This window comes from Mycobacterium sp. MAC_080597_8934, from assembly GCF_000523975.1.
Classification (GTDB): Bacteria; Actinomycetota; Actinomycetes; order Mycobacteriales; family Mycobacteriaceae; genus Mycobacterium; species Mycobacterium avium.
Window position 1 is genome coordinate 86,467 of sequence record NZ_JAOS01000031.1, and the last position, 17,168, is coordinate 103,634.

18 protein-coding genes and 2 pseudogenes are annotated in these 17,168 nt (G+C 69.2%); 1 reads left to right on the top strand and 19 read right to left on the bottom strand.

Annotated features, from left to right (window positions below; translation table 11 throughout):
• Positions 1–85 precede the first annotated feature (85 nt).
• From NF20_RS18750 to NF20_RS18760, 3 genes and pseudogenes are all read right to left on the bottom strand, one after another.
• Positions 86–974 (bottom strand): annotated as a pseudogene (locus NF20_RS18750) (DUF4436 domain-containing protein).
• Positions 975–1,157: 183 nt separating this feature from the next.
• On the bottom strand, positions 1,158–2,048 hold the full coding sequence (locus NF20_RS18755) for a formylglycine-generating enzyme family protein (RefSeq protein ID WP_033712953.1): 891 nt from the start codon (positions 2,046–2,048) through the stop codon (positions 1,158–1,160).
• A gap of 28 nt (positions 2,049–2,076) precedes the next feature.
• On the bottom strand, positions 2,077–3,018 hold the full coding sequence (locus NF20_RS18760) for a DUF4436 domain-containing protein (protein ID WP_033712955.1): 942 nt from the start codon (positions 3,016–3,018) through the stop codon (positions 2,077–2,079).
• Positions 3,019–3,285: 267 nt separating this feature from the next.
• Here NF20_RS18760 and pstS point away from each other — a divergent pair, with 267 nt between their 5' ends.
• Positions 3,286–4,413: a phosphate ABC transporter substrate-binding protein PstS gene (gene pstS, locus NF20_RS18765; RefSeq protein WP_080691747.1), complete on the top strand. Its 1,128-nt coding sequence runs from the start codon at positions 3,286–3,288 to the stop codon at positions 4,411–4,413.
• A 12-nt stretch (positions 4,414–4,425) separates the two neighbouring features.
• Here pstS and NF20_RS18770 read toward each other — a convergent pair.
• The 16 genes and pseudogenes from NF20_RS18770 to mftE form a co-directional block, all read right to left on the bottom strand.
• Positions 4,426–6,794, bottom strand: a pseudogene (locus NF20_RS18770) (arylsulfatase).
• Between the two features lie 91 nt (positions 6,795–6,885).
• Complete coding sequence (gene rpsQ, locus NF20_RS18775) at positions 6,886–7,236, bottom strand: 30S ribosomal protein S17 (RefSeq protein ID WP_003873509.1); 351 nt, start codon at positions 7,234–7,236, stop codon at positions 6,886–6,888.
• On the bottom strand, positions 7,236–7,469 hold the full coding sequence (gene rpmC, locus NF20_RS18780; protein ID WP_033712958.1) for a 50S ribosomal protein L29: 234 nt from the start codon (positions 7,467–7,469) through the stop codon (positions 7,236–7,238). The genes rpsQ and rpmC overlap by 1 nt, the downstream gene beginning before the upstream one ends.
• Positions 7,469–7,885, bottom strand: a complete 417-nt coding sequence (gene rplP, locus NF20_RS18785; protein ID WP_003873511.1) for a 50S ribosomal protein L16 — start codon at positions 7,883–7,885, stop codon at positions 7,469–7,471. Before rplP ends, rpmC begins: the two co-directional genes overlap by 1 nt.
• Positions 7,886–7,888: 3 nt before the next feature.
• A complete protein-coding gene (gene rpsC, locus NF20_RS18790) occupies positions 7,889–8,731 on the bottom strand; it encodes a 30S ribosomal protein S3 (protein WP_033712959.1) in 843 nt (280 codons plus the stop codon).
• Positions 8,731–9,273 (bottom strand): 50S ribosomal protein L22, encoded by a 543-nt coding sequence (gene rplV, locus NF20_RS18795; protein ID WP_033712960.1) that lies wholly within the window; start codon positions 9,271–9,273, stop codon positions 8,731–8,733. The genes rpsC and rplV overlap by 1 nt, the downstream gene beginning before the upstream one ends.
• A complete protein-coding gene (gene rpsS, locus NF20_RS18800) occupies positions 9,270–9,551 on the bottom strand; it encodes a 30S ribosomal protein S19 (RefSeq protein ID WP_003873514.1) in 282 nt (93 codons plus the stop codon). The genes rplV and rpsS overlap by 4 nt, the downstream gene beginning before the upstream one ends.
• Positions 9,552–9,578: 27 nt before the next feature.
• On the bottom strand, positions 9,579–10,421 hold the full coding sequence (gene rplB / locus NF20_RS18805; RefSeq protein WP_003873515.1) for a 50S ribosomal protein L2: 843 nt from the start codon (positions 10,419–10,421) through the stop codon (positions 9,579–9,581).
• Between the two features lie 22 nt (positions 10,422–10,443).
• Entirely contained in the window at positions 10,444–10,746 is a 303-nt protein-coding gene (gene rplW, locus NF20_RS18810; RefSeq protein ID WP_003873516.1) for a 50S ribosomal protein L23, read from the bottom strand.
• On the bottom strand, positions 10,746–11,399 hold the full coding sequence (gene rplD / locus NF20_RS18815; RefSeq protein ID WP_009979095.1) for a 50S ribosomal protein L4: 654 nt from the start codon (positions 11,397–11,399) through the stop codon (positions 10,746–10,748). The genes rplW and rplD overlap by 1 nt, the downstream gene beginning before the upstream one ends.
• Positions 11,399–12,052 carry a 50S ribosomal protein L3 gene (gene rplC, locus NF20_RS18820; protein ID WP_003873518.1) on the bottom strand — a complete coding sequence of 218 codons (654 nt, stop codon included), beginning with the start codon at positions 12,050–12,052 and terminating at the stop codon, positions 11,399–11,401. The genes rplD and rplC overlap by 1 nt, the downstream gene beginning before the upstream one ends.
• A 14-nt stretch (positions 12,053–12,066) precedes the next feature.
• Positions 12,067–12,372, bottom strand: a complete 306-nt coding sequence (rpsJ, locus tag NF20_RS18825) for a 30S ribosomal protein S10 (protein WP_003873519.1) — start codon at positions 12,370–12,372, stop codon at positions 12,067–12,069.
• A gap of 350 nt (positions 12,373–12,722) precedes the next feature.
• Positions 12,723–13,316: a TetR/AcrR family transcriptional regulator gene (locus NF20_RS18830; RefSeq protein ID WP_080516368.1), complete on the bottom strand. Its 594-nt coding sequence runs from the start codon at positions 13,314–13,316 to the stop codon at positions 12,723–12,725.
• Positions 13,317–13,469: 153 nt separating this feature from the next.
• On the bottom strand, positions 13,470–14,909 hold the full coding sequence (gene mftG, locus NF20_RS18835; protein WP_033717385.1) for a mycofactocin system GMC family oxidoreductase MftG: 1,440 nt from the start codon (positions 14,907–14,909) through the stop codon (positions 13,470–13,472).
• Between the two features lie 9 nt (positions 14,910–14,918).
• Positions 14,919–16,337, bottom strand: a complete 1,419-nt coding sequence (mftF, locus tag NF20_RS18840; RefSeq protein ID WP_003873522.1) for a mycofactocin biosynthesis glycosyltransferase MftF — start codon at positions 16,335–16,337, stop codon at positions 14,919–14,921.
• Positions 16,334–17,065: a mycofactocin biosynthesis peptidyl-dipeptidase MftE gene (gene mftE, locus NF20_RS18845; protein WP_033712962.1), complete on the bottom strand. Its 732-nt coding sequence runs from the start codon at positions 17,063–17,065 to the stop codon at positions 16,334–16,336. The genes mftF and mftE overlap by 4 nt, the downstream gene beginning before the upstream one ends.
• Positions 17,066–17,168: the final 103 nt, after the last annotated feature.

Consider the following 17,168-nt stretch of genomic DNA (forward strand, 5'->3'; position numbering starts at 1 on the left):
GTGCGAGAGTAGCACCGTCCGCCGACTCGGGCGCTTGGCAGGACCGCGACCTGTGGATAACCGGGGCACCGCGCGTGCGCGGCCGTCAGTCGCCCTGCCGCACCCACGCGATGATGTACAGGGTCATCGCCGCCACCAGCGCGATCAGCACCCACTGCACGATCGCCTGGTCGATCCAGGACCCGGGCGGCGGCGCCCCGGGCAGGATGTTGCGCAGCGGCACGATGGCGAACAGGTTGGCCGCGTACCAGGTGGCGAACGGCGGCAGGAATTTGCGTCGGCCCATCGCCATGGGAATCGCGACCAGCAGCGCCAGGGTGGGGCAGGCTGATCAGCACCAGGCAGATCCCGAGATCGAAGATCAGCGGCCCCTTGGCCCGCTTCAGCGTGATGACGACGTCGCCGTTGTCGCTGCCCCGTTGCGTCGGCAGCGCCGCGGGGTCGCGGACGCGATCGACGGTGATCTGCCAACCGTCCAGGGCCCCGGTGACTTCCACCCGGGCGGGCACCTTCTTCAGGTTGTCCCCGGAGCCGACGAATGCGTCCGCGGAGATCGGCTCGGTGCGGTAGGAGTCGAACGGCCAGTTCCCGGGATCGCCGTGCGCCTCCACGGTGGTGCTCAGTTGCGCCGGCGCCTTGCCCTTGGGGTAGTGCAGATCGCCCAGATCGCTTGTGGGATAAAGGCGCACCGCAACGTCATTGGCCAGGACGTCGAATCGGTTGTCGTACTGGGCAACTCCGGGATAGACCAGGACGTTGACCGAGAGCCGATTCGCGACGGGCTTGAGCTCCTCGAGGCGCAACTGCACGATGGTGGCGTCCCCGCCGCCCTGGCTCAGATCCAGCGGCGGCAGCGGCCCCTCGGAGCGCTGCAGGAAATGCACCCCGAACAGCGACAGCACGTAGACGATGACGACGCCCGCCAGGATGCACACCCCGATCGCGATCCGCGGCCTGTCCCGCTTCTTCGTCACGGGCGCTTGGGCTGCCACCGCCGTTGCTGTCATCAGGCCAACACCATTTGGGTTGCGCGGTGCGACATGTCGTCAGATGCTAGCGAACGCAGGGGTCCGGTGCGCGGTGAAATCTCTTGTCCACCAAGGCATCACGTGGGCGTCACCGTGCCGCCATCCGCCGTTCACGCCTCGCCGGGTTTGCTAGTTCGAACCCACTTCGGCCACGCAGCGAAAGCCGATGTGGGTGGTCGCCGAGTCCTGCGACTGCGGCGAACGCGCCGCCGGGCGGTAGCGGTGGCAGTACTCCGGCGCGCACAAATGGCTGCCGCCCTTCAAGGTCTGGTTGACGCTCGGGTCGGCGGGGCCCGACGGGGCGCAGCAGGGCTTGGTCGCCGCCCCGATCCGGTGATGGGTGGAGAACTCGGTGGTGGTCCACTCCCAGACGTTGCCGATCATGTCGAGCAGGCCGAACGCGTTGGGCGCGAAGACGCCGACCGGCGAGGTGCCCACCCAGCCGAGCGCCCCGTCGTTGCGGTACGGGAAGCGGCCCTGCCAGGTGTTGGCCATCAGCCGGCCGTCGCTGGTGGGCTCGTCGCCCCAGGGGTAGGTGGTGGTGGTCCCGGCGCGGGCGGCGTATTCCCACTCGGCCTCGGTGGGCAGCCGCCGCCCCGCCCAGCGGGCGTAGGCCGCGGCGTCGGGGTAGGCCACCTGCACCACCGGATGGTCGGCACGATCGGCGACGTCGCTGTCCGGCCCGAAAGGATGGCGCCAGCTGGCCCCGGGCACCCAGTGCCACCACTGCCTCCAGTCGCGCAGGTCCACCGGCCCCGGTGTGGGCCGGAAAACCATTGCACCCGGCTGTAATTGGGACGGGTCGGCGCCCGGGTACAGCGCCGGGTCGATCGGTTGCTCGGCCACCGTCACGTAGCCGGTGGCGGCGACGAACTCGGCGAACTGCGCGTTGGTCACCGGGTGGTGTTCGATCGCGAAGGGCTCCACCGTCACCGTGTGGATGGGCGCCTCTTCGGGATAGAAGCTCGTCGAGCCCATCCGGAACGACCCGCCCGGCAGGTCCACCAGCTCGCTGCGCACCCCTTCAGGGTAGGACCCTGACGGGAACTCAGTCCGTGCGCCGGTACCAGGTGATCAGGAACAGGACCATCGACGTCACCAGCGCGATCAGCACCCAGAGCACCAGGGCCTGGTCCACCCAGGCTCCGGCGGGCGGTGACCCGGGCAGGAAGTTGCGGATGGGGATGACGGCGAACAGCAGCGCCGCGAACCAGGTCACGAACGGCGGCAGGAAGCCCCGCTTGCCGGTCAGCATCAGCAGCGCGATGGTCAGCGCCATGGCGGGCAGGGCGAACAGCACCAGGCAGATTCCCGCGTCGAAGATCAGCGTGCTCTTCGACCGGTGCAGCGTGATGATGACGTTGTCGGCGCGGTCCGATTCCTGACTGGCTTCGCCGACCCGCTGCACGCTGACGTCCCAGCCGTCCAGCCCGCCGGTGACCTCCACCCGCGCCGGGATGTAGTGGCGCGCATCCCCTTGTCCCACAAGAACTTCGGCGGACATGGTGTCGGTGCGGTAGGAGTCGAACGGCCAGTTGTTGGGGTTGCCGTGCGCCTCGATGGTAGTCGCCACCTGCGCCGGTGACTTGCCGGCCGGATACTGCAGGTCGCCCAGGTCGTTCGGCGGGTCCATCCGCACCGCGGTGTCGGTGGTCAGCACGTCGAGGCGTTTGTCGAACATCGACTCCTCGGGGATCACCAGCACCTTGACCGTCAACCGGTTGGCGATGGTGTCCAGCTTCTCCAACCGCACCAGCACCACCGTGTCGCCGGTGGCGTTGAGGTCCGGCGGCTTGAGCGGCCCGGCCGTCTTGGCCAGCAGGTGCACACCGAACAGCGAAAGAACGTACACGGCAACGAATCCCAGCACGACGGCCGCGGCGATGACCGGGCGGCGGCGCCGCCGCGCGGGCGGGGCGTCCGGCGGTGCCGCGGGCGGTTGCTCGGAGGGCACCGAAGGCGGCGGCGCGGGGGGCGCTTGATGGGTCATGTCATACCTCCAGAGGGGAATTCGGGCCCTAGAGCAGGGATGCTAGCGAACTCGGCCCCGGTGCGCGGCTGCTTGGGAATTTCGTCATGTGTAGGTAATTTCCGCCCGCACGCCGCGCTTGGGCACACCGCCCAGCGAAACCGCACCGCCCGAACAGCCCGGGCCCGCCGCCCGGCGGGGACGGCGCACTCGTTCATCCGACGTTTGTTTGCCTGTTCATCCGGTCGCGGTACATCTCGGTACCCGGACTGTCAAGGTGCCCTCGTCGTGATGCGCACCCGATCGGCGGTCATCGCCGGCGTGCTGATGGCAACCACCCTGGTGGTCTCGGCGTGCGGCGAGACGCCCGCCAGCCTGCCCTACACCGCCGGCGCCAAGGTCGATTGCGGCGGCAAGCAGACCCTGTCCGCCAGCGGCTCCACCGCGCAGGCCAACGCGATGACCCGGTTCATCGCCGCCTACCGCACCGCGTGCCCGGGACAGACGCTCGACTACACCGCCAACGGGTCGGGCAACGGAATTGCCGACTTCCTCGCGGGCAGAACGGATTTCGCGGGGTCGGACACGCCGTTGTCGGGCGACCAGTATGGCGCCGCCAAGCGACGCTGCGGCGGAGCCGACGCCTGGAACCTGCCGGTGGTATTCGGCCCGCTGGCCATCACCTACAACCTGGCCGCGGTCGACTCCTTGGTGCTCGACGCGCCCACCCTGGCCAAGATCTTCAACGGCACCATCACCCGCTGGGACGATCCGGCCCTGGCCCTGCTCAACGCCTCCATGCCGGCCGAGGACATTCGCGTCGTCTACCGCAGCGACGGCTCGGGCACCACCGACAACTTCCAGGCCTACCTGCAGTCGGCCGCCGGCGGAGTGTGGAACAAGGGCGCGGGCAAGACCTTCAACGGCGGCGTGGGCACCGGCGCCGTCGGCAACACCGGCACCGCCGCGGCCGTCAAGAGCACCGAGGGTGCGATCAGCTACAACGAATTGTCCTTCGCGCTGCAGCAGGGCCTGTTCGCCGCCGAGATCAAGACGCCGGCGAGCCGCCGATCGCTGCGTCCGGTGCGGATCGGCACCGATATCTTCGGCAAGACGATCAAGGGCGCCCGGATCGTCGGCACCGGCAACGACCTGGTGCTCGACCTGTCGTCGTTCTACAACCCCGCCCAGCCCGACGTCTACCCGATCGTGTTGGCCACCTACGAGATCGTGTGCTCGAAATACCCGGGCTTCGACGTGGCCAAGGCGGTCAAGGCGTTCCTGCAGGCCGCCATCGGGCCCGGGCAGGTCGAGTTGGCCAGGACCGGCTACATCCCGCTGTCGGCGGACTTTCAAGCCAAGGTGTCCGGCGCCGTCGACGCGATCAGCTCACCGCAGGCGCCCAACCCGGACTGACCGGTCGCGGCTTCAGTCCCGCGAAAAAGCAAGGGCGATCTCGGTTTCCACGTCGCGATAGGGCCGGCCGGACAGGTCGAGGGTGACCCGGGCGATGGTGCCGCCGGTGAACACGAACGGCGCCTTGAACCGGCTGGACACCCCGATCCGCCGTTGCGGCCCACGGTGATTCCGGCACCCGCCAGCCCGAACGTCCCCGGGTGGGTGCTCACCCCGGCCAGGGTGCCGACGACCTCGTCGTCGATGAACAGCGTCAGGTCACCGAGCGGGGTGTGGCTGTCGGGGACCGTCCCCGTCCGTGCATAGCTGGCGCCGAACAGATGCCTGCCCAGCGGCACGGGCACCGACGAGGAGACCTCCTGCTGGCGTTCGCCGAGGAAGTTGTAGACGTAGTGCAGCCGCCCGTCCTGGATGAACAGCACGTGCCCGCCGTGCGCCCCGCCCTGTTTGAACAGCACCCCCTCGGCGCCGGTGGTGTCGACGGTCGCCTCGGCCAGCACCGAGAACGATCGGCCGCGGATCTCGGCGGCGGCGCCGATGCCGACGTCGGCGCAGTCGGGGTAGTAGACATAGCTGTCCCGTTCGCCGACCAGGTACGGCCGGGACCGGGTCATGGTCTCCAGGATGTTCAGGTCCGACAACGGCAGCCCGTTGTACCTGGCCGCCTCCGCGAACCACAACGCCTTGAGTTCTTCGAGTTTGTCCGGGTTTTCGGCGGCCAGGTCGTGGCATTGGCTGCGGTCGGCCTCGATGTGGAACAGCTCCCAGCGGTCGGCGTCGAAGTGCGACCAGCCGGCCGGGGTGGCCGCGTGCACGGTGTTGGCGAACCAGCCCTCATGCCAGATGCCGCGGGTGCCCAGCATGGTGTAGAACTGGGTGGTCTTTCCGGTGTCGGCGTTCGGATCGTCAAGGGCCGCTTTGAAACTCACGCCGTCCAGCGGCTTCTGGGCGATCCCCTTGACGGTTTCCGGCGGGGACATGCCCAGCAGGTCGTACACGGTCGGGGTGATGTCGCAGACGTTGACGTAGTTGTCGCGGATCTCGCCGTGCGCGGCGATTCCGTTGGGCCAGGAGATGATCGCCGTGTCGGCGATGCCGCCCTCATGCGAGGCGTACCGCTTGTACAGCTTGTAGGGGGTGTTGAACGCCATCGCCCAGCCGATCGGGTAATGGTTGTAGGTCTGTGGCCCGCCGAGCTGATCGAACAGCTTCATGCTTTCCTCGACGGTGTCGATGTAGCCGTTGAAGAACTTGCCCTCGTTGACCGATCCGTTCGGGCCACCCTCGCCGCTGGCGCCGTTGTCGGAGATCACCACGATGATGGTGTCGTCCAACTGGCCCGACTCCTCGAGATAGTCCAGGATCCGGCCGATCTGGGCGTCGGTGTAGCTCAGGAAGCCGGCGAACACCTCGGCCATCCGGGCGAACAGCTTCTTCTCCTCGTCGTTCAGCGAGTCCCACGGCCGCACCGTGTCCTGCAACGGCCAGGGCTCGCCGTTCGGCCCCGTCACGTCCAGATACGGGTTCACCGGCGACAATACGGTGTCGGACGGCACGATCCCCATCGCCTTCTGCCGCTCCAGCACCACCTCGCGGTAGCGCTCATAACCCATGTCGAAGCGGCCGGCGTAACGGTCGGCCCATTCCTTGAACACGTGATGCGGCGCGTGCCCGGCGCCCGGGCACACGTAGGAGAACCAAGGCTTTTCCGGCGCAATCACTTTGGCGTCGCGGATGAACTCGATCGTCTTGTCGGCGAGGTCCTTGGAGAGGTGGTAGCCGTCCTCCGGGGTGGCCGGCGGGCTCACCGGATGGTTGTCGTAGACCAGGTCGGGGTACCACTGATCGGTCTCGCCGCCCAGGAAGCCGTAGAACCGCTCGAAGCCGCGCGAGGTCGGCCAGTGCCGCTTGGTCGAGGCCATGTTGGATTCTTCCAGCGGCGTCAGGTGCCACTTGCCGACACAGTAAGTGTTGTAACCGCGTTCGGCGAGCGCCTCGGACAGCAGCGCGGTGTCGAACGGGATGCGGCCGTTGGCATTGGGGAAGCCCTCGGTGAACTCCTCGATGGTGGCCATCCCGACGGTCGTGGCGTGGCGACCGGTGAGCAACGCCGCCCGGGTCGGCGAGCACAGCGCGGTGGTGTGGAACTGCGAGAGCCGGACGCCGCGTTCGGCGATGCGCGACATGGCCGGCATCTCCACCAGACCGCCGAAGCAGTCCCACGTCGCGATCCCGGTGTCGTCCCAGACCAGATACAGGATGTTGGGCGCGTTCGGCGGGGCGGTCGGCGCGGCGTAGGGTCCCCAGTCCGGTTCGGAATCCCGGATGTCGAGCTCGACCCGGCCGGAAAAATCGGCGGATTGCCCCGAACCAGCCACCATCGTCAGCCTCACTCTCGTCGCGGACTCACCGCGCGTCGCGTGCAGACTACACCCCGGGGCCGGGCGTTTCGGTGCCTCTTGCGGGGAAGGGTTACTTCGCCTTTTCCAGGATTTCGACCAGCCGCCAACGCTTGGTCGCCGACGTCGGGCGGGTCTCCATCAGCGAGACGCGGTCGCCGATCCCGGCGATGCTGTTCTCGTCGTGCGCCTTGACCTTCTTGGTGGTCCGGATGATCTTGCCGTACAGCGGGTGCTTCACCCGGTCCTCCAGCTCGACCACGATGGTCTTCTGCATCTTGTCGCTCACCACGTAGCCGATGCGGGTCTTGCGCCGGCCCCGCACCTTGGGGTTGGGCGGAGTGTGCTTGGGCCCCTTGGCATCTGCGTCCTTGGACGCGGCCGTGGCGGCCTTCTTGGGGGCGGCCTTCTTCGCTTCTGCCATCACGATTCCTTACCGTCCGGCCCGCTTGCCAGGCCCAGTTCACGTTCCCGCAGCACGGTGTAGACGCGCGCGATCTCCTGACGCACCGTGCGCAGCCGGCGGTTGTTGGTCAGCTGGCCGGTCGCCATCTGGAAACGCAGATTGAACAGCTCTTCCTTGGATTCGCGCAACCGCTGGGTCAGCTCGTCGTCGGTGAGCTCACGCAGTTCGCCAGGCGAAATTCCCACTGCCATCAGAACTGATCCTCTCGGGTCACGATGCGGGCCTTGATCGGCAACTTGTGGATCGCGCGGGTCAGCGCCGCCCGGGCGGTCTGCTCGTTGGGGTAGCTGAGCTCGAACAGCACCCGGCCCGGCTTGACGTTGACCACCCACCATTCCGGTGAGCCCTTACCCGAACCCATCCGGGTCTCGGCGGGCTTCTTGGTCAGCGGGCGGTCGGGGAAGACGTTGATCCACACCTTGCCGCCACGCTTGATGTGCCGGTTGATCGCGATACGCGCGGACTCGATCTGCCGGTTGGTGACGTAGGCGTGCTCAAGCGCCTGGATGCCGTAGTCACCGAAGTTCACCGCCGTGCCGCCGCTGGCGATGCCGCGCTGGCGGGGGTGGTGCTGCTTGCGGTGCTTGACCTTGCGGGGAATCAACATGATTCAGCTCTCCGTGCTTTGCGGTTCGGCGGGGGGCGCGGCCTCGGCGGGTTGCCCGGCCGCGGTGCTCTCGTCGGCGCTCGCGGCCGCGCGGCCGGCCTCGGTGCCGGTGGCCGTGGTGCCCGACGCGCCACTGCGCCGGGGACGGGTGCCCGACGGGCGCTCGCGGCGCGGACGCTCGGCGCCCGCCGGGGCGGCAGCGGCCAATTCGCGCTTGCCGCCGACGACGTCTCCCTTGTAGATCCACACCTTCACACCGATCCGACCGAAGGTGGTCTTGGCCTCATACAGCCCGTAGTCGATGTCGGCGCGCAGCGTGTGCAGCGGCACCCGGCCCTCGCGGTAGAACTCCGAGCGGCTCATCTCGGCGCCGCCGAGCCGGCCGGAGCACTGCACCCGGATGCCCTTGACGTTGGGCTGACGCATCGCCGACTGGATGGCCTTGCGCATCGCGCGACGGAACGCCACCCGGTTGCTCAACTGCTCGGCCACGCCCTGGGCCACCAATTGTGCTTGCGACTCGGGGTTTCTCACCTCGAGGATGTTGAGCTGCACCTGCTTGCCGGTCAGCTTCTCCAGGTCGGCGCGGATCCGGTCGGCCTCGGTGCCGCGGCGGCCGATGACGATGCCCGGACGCGCGGTGTGGATGTCCACCCGGACCCGGTCGCGGGTGCGCTCGATCTCCACGTCGGCGATGCCGGCCCGCTCCAGGCCGGTCGACAGCAGCCGGCGGATGGCGACGTCCTCCTTGACGTAGTCCGCGTACTGCTTGTCGGCATACCAGCGGGACTTCCAGTCGGTGGTGATGCCGAGGCGGAAGCCGTGCGGATTGATCTTCTGGCCCACTAGTCTGAGCCTCCCTTCGCGTCAGAAGTCTCAGACGTCGTCGCCGGTGCCTTCTTGGCCGCGGTCTTCGCGGGCGCCTTCTTGGCGGGTGCCTTCTTGGCCGGTGCCTTCTTGGCCGGCGCCTTGGCGGCGGCCTTGCTGGCCTCGGCGCGGCGGGTCCTGGACGACTTCGCCGAACGCTGGTCCTTGGCCGGCCGGCTTTCCACCACCACGGTGATGTGACTGGTGCGCTTGCGGATTCGGAACGCACGCCCCTGCGCGCGCGGACGGATGCGCTTGGCGGTCGGGCCCTCGTCGGCGTAGACGGTGGCGACCACCAGGGTGGCCGGGTCCAGCCCATTGTTGTTCTGCGCGTTGGCCGCGGCGCTGGCGATCACCTTGGCCACCGGTTCACTGGCGGCCTGCGGCGCCCACCGCAGGATGTCGAGTGCGTCGGTCACCGAGCGGCCGCGCACCAGGTCGATCACCCGGCGTGCCTTTCTCGGCGACACCCGCACGAAGCGTGCCTTGGCCACCGCCGAAGGGAATTCCGTTGTGGTCATCGCCGTTTGGCCTTCCGGTCGTCCTTGATGTGCCCCTTGAAGGTGCGGGTGGGCGCGAATTCACCAAGCTTGTGGCCGACCATCGCCTCGGTGACGAACACCGGCACGTGCTTGCGTCCGTCGTGCACGGCGAAGGTGTGCCCGATGAAGTCAGGAATGATCGTGGAACGCCGCGACCATGTCTTGATGACCTGCTTGGTGTTCTTCTCGTTCTGCGCGTCCACCTTCTTGAGCAGGTGGCCGTCGACGAACGGGCCCTTCTTCAGGCTGCGTGGCATGTGCTACTCCTGAACTTCCATCTCGCGCTAGCGACCGTGCTTCTTGCCGGTGCGCCGGCGCCGGACGATGAGTTTGTTGCTGGCCTTGTTCGGGTGGCGGGTGCGGCCCTCCGGCTTGCCCCAGGGGCTCACCGGGTGGCGACCACCGGAGGTCTTACCCTCACCACCGCCGTGCGGGTGGTCCACCGGGTTCATCACCACACCGCGGACGGACGGGCGCTTGCCCTTCCACCGCATGCGGCCGGCCTTGCCCCAGTTGATGTTGGCCTGCTCGGCGTTGCCGACCTCGCCGACGGTGGCGCGGCAGCGCACGTCGACCCGGCGGATCTCGCCGGACGGCATCCGCAGCGATGCGTAGCTGCCCTCCTTGCCGAGCAGCTGGATGCTGGACCCGGCCGACCGGGCCAGCTTGGCGCCACCGCCGGGCCGCAGTTCCACCGCGTGGATCACGGTACCGGCCGGGATGTTGCGCAACGGCAGGTTGTTGCCGGGCTTGATGTCGGCGTTGGGACCCGACTCCACCACGTCGCCCTGCGAGAGTCCCTGTGGGGCAATGATGTAACGCTTCTCGCCGTCCAGGAAGTGCAGCAGCGCGATGTTGGCGGTCCGGTTGGGGTCGTACTCGATGTGCGCGACCTTGGCGTTGACGCCGTCTTTGTCGTTGCGGCGGAAGTCGATCACCCGGTAGGCGCGCTTGTGGCCGCCGCCCTTGTGGCGGGTGGTGATGCGGCCGTGCGCGTTGCGGCCACCGTGACCGTGCAGCGGACGCACCAGCGACTTCTCCGGGGTGGAACGAGTGACCTCGGAGAAATCCGACACGCTGGCGCCGCGACGGCCCGGGCTCGTCGGCTTGTACTTACGAATTGCCATGTCTAATCAGGTCTTTCTCTCGCTACGCCGGTGCCCCGAACAGATCGATCGGCTTGCTGCCCGGCGCCAGGGTGACGATGGCCCGCTTGGTGCTCTTGCGTTTGCCGAAACCGGTGCGGGTGCGCTTGCGCTTGCCCTGCCGGTTCGCGGTGTTCACCGAGGCGACCTTGACCGAGAAGATCTTCTCGATGGCGATCTTGATCTGCGTCTTGTTCGAGTCGGGATGCACCACGAACGTGTACACGTTGTCGTCGAGCAACGAATAGGACTTCTCCGAGATCACCGGAGCCAAGATGATGTCGCGGGGGTCCGTGACGGTCGCCATCAGGCCGAAACCTCCTCGGGAGTACCGGTGTTGGCCGCGATGTAGGCGCGCAGCGCCTCGACGCTGAACACCACGTCGTCGGCGCGCAGCACGTCGTAGGTGTTGAGCTGGTCGGGAGCCAGGATGTGCACACCAGGCAGGTTGCGCACGCTCTTGGCGCCGGCTTCGTCGCTGCGGCCGATCACCACCAGCACCTGCTTGCGCTCGGTCAGCGTGCCCAGGAACGCCTTGGCGCTCTTGGTCGACGGGGTCTGGCCGGACACCAGCTCGGTGATCGCGTGGATGCGCCCGTTGCGGGCCCGGTCGGACAGCGCGCCGCGCAGCGCGGCGGCGATCATCTTCTTGGGCGTGCGCTGGCTGTAGTCGCGCGGCTTGGGGCCGTGCACCACGCCACCGCCGGTGAACTGCGGAGCGCGCGTCGAACCCTGACGGGCCCGGCCGGTTCCCTTCTGCCGGTACGGCTTACGGCCACCGCCGCTGACGTCGCCGCGCGTCTTCGTCGAGTGCGTGCCCTGGCGCGCCGCCGCCCGCTGCGCGGTCACCACCTGGTGCATCAGCGCGATGTTGGCGGGGGCGTCGAACAATTCGGCCGGCAGCTCGATCGAACCCTCGACCTTGCCGCCCGGCGCCTTCACGTCAAGCTTGAGTGCCATTACTTCTCACCTCGTTTGACCGCGCTGCGGACCATGACGAGTCCGCCGGTGCGGCCGGGGACCGCGCCCTTGATCAGCAGCACGCCGTTCTCGGTATCGACCTTGTGCACCAACAGGTTCTGGACCGTCACCCGGTCGTTGCCCATCCGGCCGGCCATCCTGGTGCCCTTGAACACCCGGGCGGGGGTGGCGCAACCGCCGATGGAACCCGGCCGCCGGTGCACCGCCTGGGCGCCGTGGCTGGCGCCCTGACCGCGGAAGCCGTGCCGCTTCATGGTTCCGGCGAAGCCCTTGCCCTTGGAGGTTCCGGTGACGTCGACGTAGCTGCCGTCGGTGAAGATCTCCGCCGTCAGCTCCTGGCCGACCTGGTATTCGGCCGCCGCGTCCGGGTTGTCCAGCCGCAGCTCGGCCAGAAACCGGCGCGGGTTGATGCCCGCCGCGGCGTACTGGCCGGTCACCGGCTTGTTCACCTTGCGCGGACTGATCTCGCCGTACGCCAGCTGCACCGCGCTGTAGCCGTCCTGCTCGGGCGTGCGGATGCGGGTCACCACGTTCGGCCCGGCCTTGACCACCGTCACCGGCACGACCCTGTTGTTCTCGTCGAATACCTGCGTCATGCCCAGCTTGGTACCGAGAATGCCCTTACGCGCCATTGCTCTGTAACTCCCTACTGGATGTTGACGTCGACACTGGCCGGAAGGTCGATGCGCATCAGCGCGTCGACGGTCTTCGGCGTCGGGTCGAGGATGTCGATCAGCCGCTTGTGCGTACGCATCTCGAAGTGCTCCCGCGAGTCCTTGTACTTGTGCGGGGAGCGGATGACGCAATACACGTTCTTCTCGGTCGGCAGCGGCACCGGCCCTACGACGCTGGCACCCGTGCGGACGACGGTCTCGACGATCTTGCGCGCCGAGGCGTCGATAGCCTCATGGTCGTAGGCCTTAAGCCTGATGCGGATCTTCTGTCCCGCCACGCTTCTCCTACCCTCACTCCGCGTTGAGGCCCGGTGTCCGGGCTCAACTAATCCGTGTCCTCAGTGCCACCGGCGCGCCGATCGGGCCGGCCAACTCTGGGCCGATCGAGCGTTGCGCCGGATTGTGCGCCGCTGTTTACCTGTCGTGGTCCACCGGCCCCCGCGGTCGGGCGTGTCACCCTCACGCAGCCTCATCGGCGCAAATTTCGGGATCGAAATTCGTCGCTCTCAAAGGATGGGACCGGACGCGCCCGTTTGGACGCTGGTCGTATGCCCGACCAGGCGCAAAACCCGGCTCAAGGCAACCTGAACAGTATGCCTCAGATCCCGGCCCGAACAAAATTCGGCCGTCAGGCACCTGCGGATTCGACCCTCGCCGCCCTGGCCCGGGCGGACTGGACGTGCAGGAAGCCGTCCACCGCCGCCAGCGCGCACTCGCGGTAGTCGAAATCGGGCAGGGTGGACAGCCGGCCCAGCACCAGCGGGCCGATCAGCAGGGCGATCGCCCGGGACCGGTCCACCTCCCCCAGTTCGGCGGCCTCCGGGCTGTCGAAGATGACGTCGAACGGCTCGGAGTACTGCTGGGCGATGCGCTCGCGCAGCGTGGTGATCGCCACGCTGTCGTCGGCGCGGGGTTGCGGCCACGCCTCCAGGTCGCGGCCCAGCGCCAGCCAGGTCATGGCCGTCATCATGGTCGGGGCCTGGGCGACGGCCTCGGCCTGGGCCAGTACCACCGCGACCAGCCGGTCGCGCAGCGACCCCTCGGCGGGCGGGGTGGGCGAGGCCGGGATCAGGCTGTTGAACGCCGCCGCCAGCAGATCGTTTCCGCTCGGGAAGTGCCGGTACAGCGTCGCCCGGGCCACGTTGGCGGTGCGGGTGACCGCGTCGACCGTCACCGCGCTGGGACCACCGGCACGCAGCAGCGTGACGGCGGCTTCGAGCAGCCGGGCCCGCGACCGGGCGGGCCGTGGATCGGACGTCGCGGCAGAAATTGTGCGCCACCTCCCGTATTGCGAACCGTATTGCCAATGAGACCATCGGTCGAGCTACGAGACTATCGGTCTGGATGGGCCCGGCGATAGCTCCCGGGTGGGGCGTCACCGCACGAATTCCGCGGCCCGGTGCCCGATCATCACGATGGTGGCGTGCGGGCCGCGGCTGGTGATGGCGGGCAGCACCGAGCCGTCGATCACCCACAGGTTGTCGATGCCGCGGACCCGGCACCGCGGGTCGACGACCGCCCGCGGGTCGCCGTCGACCCCCATCGGCGCCGTGCCGCAAAGGTGTTGGGAGGTCGACCAGATGGCCGCCGCGGCATCGGTTGTGCCGCCGGCCAATTCGCGGGCCAACTCGGCGCCGCGGGCCAGCGCGGCGACGTCGCCGGGCTCGCTGTCGTAGCGGTGCTCGATGCGGGGCGGCACGGCGGGATCGGCCGACATCAGCGTCAGGCAACCCCGCGCGCGGGGTTGCATCAGCGCCACCCCGAGGTGCGGCCAGTCGGCGTGCCCGGCGGTTCCGTCGCCGGTCATCGCCACGAACCCGCCGGTGTACGGCCTGATCTCGAGATCGTCGGCGGTGCTGAGCACCACCTCGAGCACCGGCCGTCCGGGAGCCACCGGCCAATCGGTGGGCAGCACCCATTCGGCGTGATCGCTGAACGACGTCCCCACCGGCAGCGCCACGCGCACCGGCACCCCGGCGGCGCGCAGCATGCCCGGCTCGCCGATGCCGGACAGCATCAGCAGGTGCGCCGTTTCAATGGCGCCGGCGCACAACACGATTCGGTCGGCGGTCAGCGTAGCCCGGCCGTGCGGGCCGACCACGTCGGCGCCCCGGGCGACGGTGCCGGCGAAACGCAGCCGCGCCACCCGGGTGTGCGTCTGCACGCGCAGGTTGGGCCGGCTCAGCGCGGGGATCAGATACCCCGCACCCGAGCCCTTGCGGACGCCGTCGACGATGTTCAGCGGGACCGCGCCGATCCCCGAAACCGGTTGGGCCGCAGCGTCATTGAGGTCGTCGATCCAGCCGAATCCGGCGCGCCGCGCGGCGTCGATGAAACGCTCTGTGGTTCCGGTCATTTCGCGGGTGCGGCGGACCAGGATAGGGCCGCTGCGGCCGTGCGCGGGTCCGTCGAAGTCCAGGTCGGTCTCGATGGCGCGGAAGCTGTCCAGCACGTCCGACCATGCCCAGCCCGGCAGGCCGAGGCGGTCGAAATCGCGGGGCAGCCCGCGGCAGAAGTAGCCGCCGTTGATCGCGCCCGAGCCGCCGATGGTGGCGCCGCGCACCAGCGGGTGCCGGCGGGCGGGCCGCTCGGTGAGCTGGGTCTGGTATCGGCGCACCAGCGGGCTGCCGACGCCGATCGGCAATTGCAGCCCGTTGGCGGTCCGGGCGAGCAGCGCCGGGTCGTCGAGGGACGGGCCCGCCTCGACCACGGTCACCGTGCACCCTGGATCAGCGGAAAGACGTTCGGCGACAACCGATCCGGCGCTGCCGGCGCCGACTATCAGCACATCGCTGTGCGAGACGGCGTCATTCAAGGGCGGGGGCTAACTCCGGATCTGGGGTTTGAGGGCGCGCGCGTTGCGCTCCCGTAGCACACCCCACCACAACCCGAGCCCGTACGCCAGGTCGTCCACCCGCTTGAGCACCAGATAGGTCGGCAGCCCGATCGGTTCGACGTCGTCGCCGACGGCATCGCGGCGGCGCAGCCAGTCGACCACCCCGTCCATCACGGCCGCCACCAGCACCACCCGTCTGAAATGGCGCGACATGGTGGCGGCCAGCAGCGCCAGCGGCCAGTAGTGCCGGCACAGCGCCGAGGCCAGCTGCAACGCCGCCGACCACAGGCCGCGGCCGGCCACCGTCACCACGTCGGTCATCGACGTCTCGGCGCTGCGCATCGCCCGGGCGATCCGCCGGCCCGTCAGGACGGCCAGCAGCAGGGAGGCCAGCCGCGACAGCGTGGAGCCGAAGGCCATCAGGATCCAGGTCATCAGCGCCCAGCCGGAGATCACCACCGGTGCCGTCTTGTCCGGGTGGCGCACCGACAGCGGGGCCGCCGATCCGCCGTAAAACGCTTTGCGCGCAAGCCAATCCCGCAATTCGGTGCGGTGGTCGTGGCCCACCAGGGCGATGGGCTCGTAGCGCAGCCGGACCCCCGCCTCGATCAGCCGCCAGCACAGGTCGACGTCCTCGCCGGACTGCAGCGTCTCGTCGAATCCGCCGATCTCGCGGATCGCCGAGCACCGGCAGATGATCGCCGCGCTGGGCACGTAGGACACCGTGCTGTGCGGCAGCACCGGCGCCTCGCGCTCACCGAGGTCGAGCGAGGAGTGCACCGCCTCGTAGCGGGCCACCACGTTCTCGCTGTGCGACAGGCCGACGATGCGCGGCGCGACCAGCCCGACGGTCGGGTCGCAGAAGTGGCCGAGCAGCGCTTCCAGCCAGCCCCGGCGCGGCGCGACATCGGAGTCCAGGAAGGCGACGAAGTCCGTCCGGCAGGCCGCCAGCCCCGTGTTGCGCGCCGCCGCCGGTCCCTTGCTGCGGTGGTGGCGCAACACCTCGATGTCGCAGTGCGCGCCGACGAAGTCTTCCGGCTCGATCGGCGGGAACGATCCGTCGTCCACCACCACCACGCGCAGACCGCGCAGCGAGCTCACCAGCCGCCGCACGCCAGAAAGGTTGTCCCGCACCGGAATTACCACGGTGACGTCGTGGTGCGAGGGCCCGCCCGCGGGCCGCGGATGCGCCACGGTGGCGTCCAGCAGGGTGCGGGCCAACTGCGCGCTGACGTCGTCGCGGACCTTCAGCCGGCCGTCGCACAGCAGGTCCTGGGCGGCCGGGGCCAGCTTCAGCAGCCGGGTTGGCGACCCGCCGAGCAGTGCCGAGCCGTCGCCGAGCACCCGCACCCGGCGATCGACCTGGACGGCGAACCCGTCCGGCAACCGGGGCGCCGGCGCGGTCATGCGAGCATCCCGTCGGGCCCGGGCCGCCACCGGGCGACCCGGCGGACGCACTCGTTCACCATCTCGGACAGGATGCGCTCGCCCTCGGCGGCGGTGGCGGTGGTCGGGTCGCCCAGCACGCCGACCGGGCTGACCGCCGCCACTCCCCCGCGGCGCATCGATCCCAGCAACTCGGGCAGCGGCGCCCGGTTGCCGGCCTGCCACTGCCCGGTGCGGACCTCGGCGGGCGAGATATGCAGCAACACCGATGTTTCGGTATGACCGGCGTGGGCGTCCCCGCCGGCGGCCACACACGGGCACCATCCGGCGTCGCGGCCCTCGGCGCGCAGCGTGCCCACCGCGCGGCCCAGCGCGGCGACGTTGCCGCCGTGGCCGTTGACGAAGACGACGCGCTGCGCCCAGCCGGCCGCCGAGCGGCCGTACTCGATCAGCAGCAGCGTCAGCGCCTCGGTGCCGATGGAGACGGTCCCGGCGAAGCTCTGGTGCTCGCCGCTGGCGCCGTAGGCGATGGCCGGCGCCACCAGCCACCCGTCCGCCAGCCGCGGCGCGGCCCGGCCGGCCACCGCCGACGCGATGCGGGTGTCGGTGTCCAGCGGCAGGTGCGGGCCGTGTTGCTCGGTCGACCCCAGCGGAACCAGCAGCGAGACCGCCGTGCCGGACAGCTGGCTCGACGTCACGGTTCCCAATTCGCCGAGTACGGACACTCGGTGATGGTAGGACGAATTCACCTGGCGTGCACCAATTGTTGAGGCGGGAAAATAACTTTTTTTCTCCGGCCGTTCATCGGGCGTTCGAACGGTGGGCTCGTTCGTCACGGTTACCCCGCCCGTA